Below are 9,682 nucleotides of genomic sequence, written 5' to 3'. Positions count from 1 at the left end.
TTAAAAGCTGGATCATAGATTTTTCGCCCTTGTTTCATACGTTAAAATTAAGGTTTTATGCTTAACTCTAACTGGAAGCTAAATTAGTATATCCACTAGGGGCAAAATAAAAATCCAGCTGATCCGGAATGGCATTAGCCGAACTCCAAAGGGAATGGTAGAGTGTATTTTGGTCACCATCTACAGCAAATAATGGATCTTGCCCAGGCTGTGAAGGCTGGGTAGAAGAAGCTGATAATACTGGTACCTTGTAGTATTGCTGCGAGTATAGGAGCACACTACAAAATAACAGCAGACAGAAAAAACTTTTTTTTAAGACACCTCTGGGAGGTCGTACAATACTTTCGGCTTCAATACCAAAAGGCTTTGTACTGAAAATTAGTCGTTGATGTTTCATTTTTGTAAAGTTATGTTTCCGCAAAAGTAAAATAAAAAAACAAATATAACCAACGAAACATTATTTCTTTGATAATAATACTCTATTCTAAACAAAAATATAAAAATTAATTATTATTTTTCACTTTAAATTAACATACTAACAATTTACAAAATTTATCATTTTATTAAAAAATACCCTATCATTTATATATTTAATAATTATTTTTTTGCATAAGAATGATTAATTACTTAATTATTTTTTTAAAATATGATATATAAAAAAAGGCTATCTTTTCAGATAGCCTCATTTATAAATTGCTTTAATTATTATTTTACTTCTTCAAAATCTGCATCCTGTACATCTTCACCCGCGGCATTTCCTGTATTCTGAGCTTCGGCATCTGCACTTCCTTGAGCTCCTTGTCCTGCGGCATACAATTCTTCTGAAGCTGCCATCCATGCTGCATCTAAAGCTTCTGTTTTAGTTTTTACGTCGTCTGCATTTTTAGCTTCGAAAGCTGTTTTCAATTCTCCGTGAGCTGCTTCGATAGCTGCTTTTTTGTCAGCAGATAATTTATCACCAAACTCTTTTAATTGCTTTTCAGTCTGGAAGATCAATCCGTCAGCTTTGTTGAAGATCTCAACTTCTTCTTTTCTCTTAGCATCTGCTGCAGAATTTTCTTGAGCTTCTTTTTTCATTCTTTCGATTTCTTCGTCAGAAAGTCCTGAAGATGCCTGGATTTTAATAGACTGCTCTTTGCCAGTTCCTTTATCTTTAGCAGAAACACTTAGAATACCGTTTGCGTCGATATCGAAAGTAACTTCGATTTGAGGAACCCCTCTTGGCGCTGGTGGAATATCTGTAAGGTCGAATCTACCAATCTCTTTGTTATCATTGAACATTGGCCTTTCACCTTGTCCTACCCTGATGCTTACAGCCGGCTGGTTATCAGAAGCTGTAGAGAATACTTCAGATTTCTTAGTTGGGATCGTAGTGTTGGCTTCGATTAATTTAGTGAAAACAGAACCCATTGTTTCGATACCCAGAGAAAGCGGCGTAACATCTAATAAAAGAACGTCTTTTACATCACCTGTCAATACCCCCCCTTGGATAGCCGCACCTACTGCTACCACCTCATCTGGATTCACTCCTTTTGAAGGTTTTTTACCGAAAAATTTTTCTACCTCTTCCTGAATGATCGGGATTCTTGTAGAACCACCTACCAGGATTACTTCATCAATATCGGAAGTTGATAAACCTGCATCTTTTAAAGCTTTAGCAACCGGTTCCATAGATCTTCTTACTAAATCTGATGCTAACTGCTCGAATTTAGCTTTAGTTAAAGTCTTCACTAAATGTTTAGGCCCTGTAGCTGTAGCGGTGATATATGGAAGGTTGATTTCCGTTTGAGGAGAAGAAGATAACTCGATTTTTGCTTTTTCAGCAGCTTCTTTCAATCTTTGTAATGCGATTGCGTCAGATTTTAAGTCAACACCTTCTTCGGCTTTGAATTCATCAGCCATCCAGTTGATGATCACATCATCAAAGTCGTCACCTCCTAAGTGCGTATCACCGTTTGTAGATAATACTTCGAATACACCGTCACCCAAATCAAGGATAGAGATATCGAAAGTACCCCCACCAAGGTCATACACAGCGATTTTCTGATCTTTATGATTTTTATCAAGACCGTAAGCTAATGCTGCAGCTGTAGGCTCGTTGATAATTCTTTCTACTTTAAGGCCTGCAATTTCTCCGGCCTCTTTAGTAGCCTGTCTTTGTGCATCGTTGAAGTATGCAGGAACAGTGATAACCGCTCTTGTTACTTCTTGCCCAAGATAATCTTCTGCCGTTTTCTTCATTTTCTGAAGGATCATTGCAGAGATTTCCTGTGGAGTGTATTCTCTATCGTCGATTTTTACTTTTACTGTATCATTTGGTCCGCTTACTACTTCGTAAGGAACTCTTGCGATTTCGCTTCCGTCATCTTTAAAGTGAGTACCAATAAATCTTTTGATAGAGTATACGGTTTTCTTTGGATTTGTTACAGCCTGTCTTTTTGCAGGATCTCCCACTTTTCTTTCACCATCTTCTATAAATGCTACAATAGAAGGAGTCGTTCTTTTCCCTTCTGCATTAGGGATCACAACAGGGTCTTTCCCCTCCATTACAGCAACGCATGAGTTGGTTGTTCCTAAGTCAATTCCAATTATTTTACTCATAATATTTATATTTTTTCTAATTTTTAATTTTAATTTACACTCTCAATTTCTCAATATCTGTACCATTCAAAGTTTTATGACAAAATGACACATAAAAATCAAAACCTCGATAGAACCGAGGTTTAGAATCTTTTTATGGAAATTGTTTCTTATTTTTTAATGAATTTTAAAGATTTTACAAACTGTTTATCTTTGTAAACTCTGACATAATATACCCCGGCTGAAAAATCTTTTATATCAATTTTGTCTGTTTCATTTTTTACAAAAGCTCTTTTTACTAATCTCCCTTCGGCATTGAATATTTCCATTTCATTAATTTTCATTTGAGGAGCTGCTATTGAGATATATTGCGTTGTTGGATTAGGGAAAATATTAACAGCGTTTATTTTTTCAGCTTCGCTTACAGATAAAGTGGTGCATGTATTGGAGTTTAATAAACTTGCCCGTGGGCCCGAAATTGAATTTCTTACGATTGTTTTCTGATCATTGCTGAACATTCCCATCACACCATCATCTACATAATCCATATAGTTCATAAACATTGCTCCTATAGCCGTATTTGTACAAGTATGCTGATTGCTTGGAAATAAAGGAGCTCCATAATAGGCATTATTCGTCGCAGGAGTATCATTACATCCATCACTATTCTCAGGTGTTCCGCAAAGGCTGTCGTCTTCACCCCAAATATGATTTAACCCAAAATAATGTCCTATTTCGTGAGTTGCAGTTCTTCCTTTATTATTGATATTATTGACAGCCCCTGTAGTTCCGAAGCAATAATACCCTATTACCAGTCCATCTTCAGGCTGCCCCGCTGAATCCGGCCCTGTTGCAAAACCCAAAACTCCTTCAGGTACGCCAACCCAAATATTAAGATATTTTGTAGTATCCCATGCCGCAAGTCCGGCAGATGTAAAATATTGATTCGTATAATCAAAATTAGAAGGTACAGCTTTTCTTTCAACACCAGTGGTAGGGTTTCCATTGGGGTCTTTTGTGGCCATACAAAAAACGACCTCCATATCAGATGCATAGGGCTTGAAGGCATCAGGCACAACTGTATTGAAATCTGCATTGAGTTTCCTGTAATCCTGATTAAGAACTGTAATTTGTGAAGCTATCTGCGCATCAGAAACATTTTCTGTAGCATTTCTATACAACACATGTACTACTACAGGGATAGTAACAACCCCTTGAATTGTTGCATTATTTTTATTGCTCAAATAATTTTGAAGATCGACATGCTTAGCCGCAGCTTGTGGATTTTTAGCAAAATATTCTTGTCTTTTTTTATCAAAACCGCAGGTTCTTTGTGCGGAAATAGTAGAAGCCAGCATCAAGGCTCCAAAGAATAAAAAATTTTTCATCATTGTAAATTTTACTCGACAAATATATTGGTAAACGAAAGAGCAAAACAATAGTTTTCTTTCATTTCAATAAATAATCAATAACTTAATTTATTTTATAAAAATTTATTCACAAATATTTGATATATTAACGTTTATTAATAAGAACCATATCTGTTAGTGTTAATCTTAGACTAAAATGAAAAATTAATTAAAGTTTAATCTTAAAATTAGATAGAATATTCCTTTATTATTATTTTTGATAAAATAAACTAAAGAATGTCATTACACTTTAATCCGAGAGATATTACATGGCTTTCCTTCAATGAAAGGGTTTTGCAGGAAGCTATGGACGAAAATGTACCCTTACATTTAAGAATTAGATTTTTAGGAATTTTTTCTAATAATTTAGATGAATTTTTCAGAGTACGGGTTGCCGGATTAAAGCGTGCGATGGATTTTAAGGAAAAAGTAATTGCAGAATCCTTTTACCAGCCGCCTTCAAAAATCCTTCAGAAGATCAATGACATCGTTATGCGGCATCAGCAGAATTTTGATAAAACCTGGAAAAAAATCCAGGGAGAAATGGCTGAACATAAGGTTTTCATTAAAACTTCCAAGAACTTAACAGCAAAACAAAAAGAATTTGTAAGAAAATACTTTGATGAAGTAGTAGAATCTAATGTCATTCCCATTCTTTTACATGAAAACACGCCAATGCCCTATATGAGAGACAAAAGTCTTTACCTGGGCGTTGCGATGCGGAAAAAAGACTGGCAGTATTCCAGCAATTATGCCATCATTGAAATCCCTTCCCGTTTTGTGGGACGTTTTGTATTGCTTCCGACAGAAGATCCGGAGGAAAAAGAAGTCATGCTTCTGGAAGATGTAATTGCCTTCAACTTACCGCATATTTTCTCCTATTTTGGATACGACGAATTTGCCTCCAATGCTTTCAAGGTGACAAAAGACGCTGAACTGGATCTGGATAATGATATCAGAACCAATTTTGCAGAAAAAATTGAAAAAGGATTAAAAAACAGAAGAAAAGGAAAACCCACCCGTTTTGTTTTTGACAAAGACATGGATAAAGCGCTTCTTGAAATGCTGATCCGAAAATTAAATTTAACGAAAAAAGACAGTATCATTCCCGGCGGAAAGATTCATAATTTTAAACATTTTATGGATTTTCCTGATGTTTTCCAGGCCTATGAAAGGCCTGTCGAGAGAACTTCTTTTACCCATCCCGCTTTTGAGCATGGCGAAAGGGTAACGGATATTATCCTGAAACATGATGTACTCCTAACTTTCCCATATCATAAATATAACCCTGTAATTGACCTTCTGCGCGAGGCGGCAATGGATCCGGATGTGAAGTCTATTCAGATTACTGCTTATCGCCTAGCAAGCAGTTCAAAAATTATTAATGCATTAATTTATGCAGCAAGAAACGGCAAAGAAGTAACCGTAATGCTTGAGCTTCAGGCAAGATTCGATGAAGAATCTAATCTGGAATGGAAAGAAATGCTGGAACCTGAAGGAATCACTGTATTGATCGGACTTCCGAACAAAAAAGTACACGCCAAGCTGTGTGTAATTAAAAAGAGGGTTCATAATAAAACAGTGCAATACGGGTTTATAAGCACAGGAAATTTTAATGAAAAAACAGCCAGAATCTATGGCGACCATTTGCTGATGACTGCCGACCGTGGTATAATGGCCGATATTAATAAGGTATTTAATGTATTAAAAAAACCAAAAGATGATTATATACCTGTTTTGAAAACCTGCAAAAACCTATTGGTCTGTCCTCAGTTTATGCGCGAAAAGATCGTTCATCATATTGACAAAGAAATTGAGGAAGCCAAATCCGGAAGAAAAGCGGAAATGATCATCAAGGCCAATTCCGTAAGTGACAGGGCTTTAATAGAAAAATTATATGAAGCAGCTCAAGCTGGTGTGGTGATCAGAATGATTGTAAGAGGAATTTATTGCGCGATCAATCAGAAAGATTTTAAGGAAAAAATAAAAGCAATCAGTATTGTGGATGAATATCTGGAACATGCAAGAGTAATGTATTTCTATAACAAAGGCGCGGAAGATATCTATATTTCTTCCGCAGACTGGATGACCCGAAATCTCGACTACAGGATAGAAGCTGCAGCCAAAATCACGGATAAAAATTTAAAGAATGAATTAAAAGATATTCTGGACATACAGTTGAGAGATAACATAAAAGCACGTATTTTAGACAAAAAATTGAGCAACGAGTACATCAACAATAAAAAAGAGGAATGCCGTTCTCAGATAGAAACATATAAATATTTAAAAAGCAAAAACTAATAAAAAATGAAGATTGCAGCCATAGATATTGGTAGTAATGCTGCCAGACTTTTGATTAATGAAGTTAAATTCAATAACAAACAGCCGGAATTTATTAAGCTTAATCTTTTAAGAATCCCTTTAAGATTAGGAATGGATGTTTTTACCTTAGGAAAAATCGGGGCAGAAAGAGAAAAAATGGTGATCGACTCCATGAAAATCTTCAGCGACCTGATGAAAATCTATAAGGTTGAACATTACAGAGCCTGTGCTACAAGCGCCATGCGTGACGCCGCAAACGGTAAGGAAATCATCAAAGAGGTCAAAAAAACTTCAGGAATCGATATTGAAATCATTTCAGGAGATGAAGAAGCCACTTTAGTTTTTGAAAATCATATTGCAGAAGGGCTCGATAAAGAATTTGCTTATTTATATATCGATGTGGGGGGAGGTTCTACAGAGCTCACTTTCTACGAAAACGGAAAAATGATCTACGAAAAATCTTTCAATATCGGAACCATCCGTTTGCTAAACAACCTGGTAACTGCGGATAACTGGAAGGATATGAAGGAAGATATAAGAAAAAACATCAACAGTAAAAAGCCAATCGTAGCCATCGGTTCGGGAGGAAATATCAATAAAGTATTCTCCATGAGCAAAACCAAAGACGGTAAGCCGATGTCCCTTTCCCACCTAAAAAAAGTCTACAAAGAATTCGACGATATGACCGTAGATCAAAGAATGACAAAATACAATATGCGCGAAGACCGTGCCGATGTTTTGGTGCATGCCCTGAAAATCTTCAACAATGTCATGTCATGGTCTGAAATCAACCGGATTTTTGTTCCGAAAATTTCTGTTGCCGATGGGCTTATTCACAATATTTACAGTAAATTACAGGATAAAAAATAATTTCCAACCGGTCAATTCGATCGGTTTTGTTTTTTAGGAGCTATTTTCCCGCTTTCCGCACTCGATATTTTTTTGGTTTCGGCGCGGCGGCTTCGCCGCCGCGCCGAAACCAAAAAAATAGAATACATTGTTTCAGATGTTCTACAGATCAACCTCAATGATGAAAATTTCAAAGGTTATGATGCCGTCTTTTTCTGTGCCGGAATCAGCAGTATTGGTATGAATGAAGAAGATTACACCAGAATTACTTATGACACTACAATTCATTTTGCAAAAGCTGTTCTCGGTCAAAACCCGGAAATGGTATTCAACTATGTTTCCGGAGCTCATAGCGACAGAACAGAAAGCGGAAAAATCATGTGGGCCAAAGTAAAAGGCCGAACAGAAAATGCTCTGCGGAAAATGGGCTTCAGGACAGTATATAATCTTCGTCCGGGATTCATGAAACCTGTTGAAGATCAGCAAAATGTAAAATGGTTCTTTAAACCTTTTATTTGGTTTTTCCCTGTGTTATTACCTTCAAAATCACTAAATCTACACGAAGTAGGCAGAGCCATGATCCATGCTGTACAGAAAGGATATCCTACCTCAACATTAGAAATTAAAGACATTAAAAATTTAGCAATATAAAAGAAATGATAAAAAGAATTTTTCTGGTTGTTTTTTATATTATCCGTTTTAAAATCTATTTCATGGTATTTTTATATGCATAAATATTCAATGAATAGAAACACACACTGGTAGAAATCCTTCTTTGGATTAACATTTATTAATAGTAGATCATATATAGCTACCAAATAACTTTTTTAGAATTTAGATTTGATATTTCTCTTGCAGACCTTTTTAAAAAATATTGAACCTTAGTATTAGACGATAGTAATTAATTCTATGAAAATAATCCTATTTATTTTAAGATTTTCTTAAAATAAAAAAGACAGACCCTATTAAGTCTGTCTTTAAAAAAATATATATTTTTTAATTTTTACTCTACGCTTATTACTTTTTCAATTTCCGGAGCGTGCTGCTTGATAGTATTCTCAACTCCAAGTTTTAAAGTTGAAAAATTTAATGAACAACCGGAACAGTTTCCTAAAAGCTTTACATAAACCAGATTATCCTTCACATCAATAAGCTCAATATCGCCACCATCCTTATTCAAAAACGGACGGATGCTTTCCAGAGCTTCCATTACTCTCGTTACTGTTTCTTCGTGTGTTATCTTTGTTTCCATATTTTTTCCAGTTCAATCGGTTTTTTTCAAATTTTTTGAAAAATAATTATTTTGCTTTTGGAGAACAGCCTGCCATTGTCGTAATTTTTACAGCTTCAGTCGGAGGAAGGTTTTTATTTCTTTCTACCAGGCTTTCTACCATTTTACGGGCAGTTTCCATATAGATTTCTGCAATCTTAGAACTTTCCTGTAAAGCAGCTGGTCTACCTACATCACCCGCTTCTCTGATACTTTGGATCAATGGAATCTCTCCCAACACAGGAATCCCTAAATCGTCCGCTAAATACTGCGCTCCCTGCTGTCCAAAAATATAATATTTATTTTCCGGCAATTCTTCCGGTGTAAAATACGCCATATTTTCGATTAATCCAAGAACAGGTATGTTAATACTTTCCATCTGGAACATCGCGATTCCTTTTCTTACATCCGCCAGAGCCACATGCTGAGGGGTACTCACAATCACCGCACCTGTTACAGGCACTTCCTGAATGATTGACAAGTGGATGTCACCCGTTCCCGGAGGAAGGTCGATTAATAAAAAATCCAATTCTCCCCAGGCCGCATCCCTGATCATCTGGTTTAATGCTTTTGAAGCCATAGGACCTCTCCATACCACTGCCTGGTTAGCTCCTGAAAAATATCCTATCGAAAGCATTTTTACACCATAATTTTCAATGGGTTTCATCAGGTTTTTACCATCCACTTCTACTGAAATTGGTTTTTGGCCTTCCGTATCAAACATGGTAGGAACAGACGGCCCGTAAATATCTGCGTCCAATAGACCTACTTTGAAGCCCATTTTTGCTAAGGTAACTGCCATATTTGCAGAAACTGTAGACTTCCCAACACCTCCCTTTCCGGAAGCGATGGCTATAATATTCTGAATCCCTGGGATTTGTTTTCCTTTAATCTGGCTTTGCTGAATTTCACTGGGTTCCGGAGAAACGATCTTTAATTTTAAATGAATATCCTCCCCAAATTCACTGGCAAAAGCCTGTTTCATAGCAGCCTCAAGCTTTTTCTTTTCGTGCATTGCTGGTGAATGGGCCGTCATATCAATATATACATCATTACCCATTATCTGAAGGTTATTCACCAAATCATCAACTTCTATCTCTTTAAGGAAATCCTGTACCTTTTCTTTCGTCAACATAAACTAATAAATTGTTTACAAATTTACGAAAAATTAAGCTATTTAGAATAAGTAAACTCAATGATAGATATTTTCTTTTGTGAAACCAAAATTTGTAGTATTTTAGGGGAACTTTAA

General features: G+C 36.0%; 8 protein-coding genes. 3 read left to right on the top strand and 5 right to left on the bottom strand.

All coding sequences use genetic code 11. From position 1 onward, the window contains the following. Positions 1-67: 67 nt before the first annotated feature. The 3 genes from BW926_RS05940 to BW926_RS05930 form a co-directional block, all read right to left on the bottom strand. Positions 68-397: a hypothetical protein gene (locus tag BW926_RS05940; RefSeq protein ID WP_076445129.1), complete on the bottom strand. Its 330-nt coding sequence runs from the start codon at positions 395-397 to the stop codon at positions 68-70. Between the two features lie 308 nt (positions 398-705). After that, positions 706-2,601, bottom strand: coding sequence for a molecular chaperone DnaK (gene dnaK / locus BW926_RS05935; protein ID WP_076445127.1), 1,896 nt, complete (start codon positions 2,599-2,601; stop codon positions 706-708). 149 nt (positions 2,602-2,750) lie between these two features. After that, positions 2,751-3,968, bottom strand: coding sequence for a zinc-dependent metalloprotease (locus BW926_RS05930; protein ID WP_076445125.1), 1,218 nt, complete (start codon positions 3,966-3,968; stop codon positions 2,751-2,753). A gap of 258 nt (positions 3,969-4,226) precedes the next feature. Here BW926_RS05930 and ppk1 point away from each other — a divergent pair, with 258 nt between their 5' ends. From ppk1 to BW926_RS05915, 3 genes are all read left to right on the top strand, one after another. Beyond that, complete coding sequence (gene ppk1, locus BW926_RS05925) at positions 4,227-6,290, top strand: polyphosphate kinase 1 (protein ID WP_076445123.1); 2,064 nt, start codon at positions 4,227-4,229, stop codon at positions 6,288-6,290. Positions 6,291-6,296: 6 nt separating this feature from the next. After that, positions 6,297-7,181 (top strand): Ppx/GppA phosphatase family protein, encoded by an 885-nt coding sequence (locus BW926_RS05920; protein WP_076445121.1) that lies wholly within the window; start codon positions 6,297-6,299, stop codon positions 7,179-7,181. A 72-nt stretch (positions 7,182-7,253) separates the two neighbouring features. Then, positions 7,254-7,811 (top strand): Rossmann-fold NAD(P)-binding domain-containing protein, encoded by a 558-nt coding sequence (locus BW926_RS05915; protein ID WP_228403406.1) that lies wholly within the window; start codon positions 7,254-7,256, stop codon positions 7,809-7,811. 352 nt (positions 7,812-8,163) lie between these two features. Here the strand turns inward: BW926_RS05915 and BW926_RS05910 are convergent, their stop codons facing one another. Both BW926_RS05910 and BW926_RS05905 read right to left on the bottom strand, forming a co-directional pair. Continuing rightward, a complete protein-coding gene (locus BW926_RS05910) occupies positions 8,164-8,412 on the bottom strand; it encodes a NifU family protein (RefSeq protein ID WP_076445119.1) in 249 nt (82 codons plus the stop codon). Positions 8,413-8,458: 46 nt separating this feature from the next. Further along, positions 8,459-9,565: an Mrp/NBP35 family ATP-binding protein gene (locus BW926_RS05905; RefSeq protein WP_076445117.1), complete on the bottom strand. Its 1,107-nt coding sequence runs from the start codon at positions 9,563-9,565 to the stop codon at positions 8,459-8,461. Between the last annotated feature and the right edge of the window lie 117 nt (positions 9,566-9,682).

It is taken from the genome of Chryseobacterium sp. RU37D (assembly GCF_900156075.1).
GTDB lineage: Bacteria > Bacteroidota > Bacteroidia > Flavobacteriales > Weeksellaceae > Chryseobacterium.
Note: the sequence above shows the minus strand (reverse complement) of the source record. Positions and strands in the feature narration are given on the sequence as shown.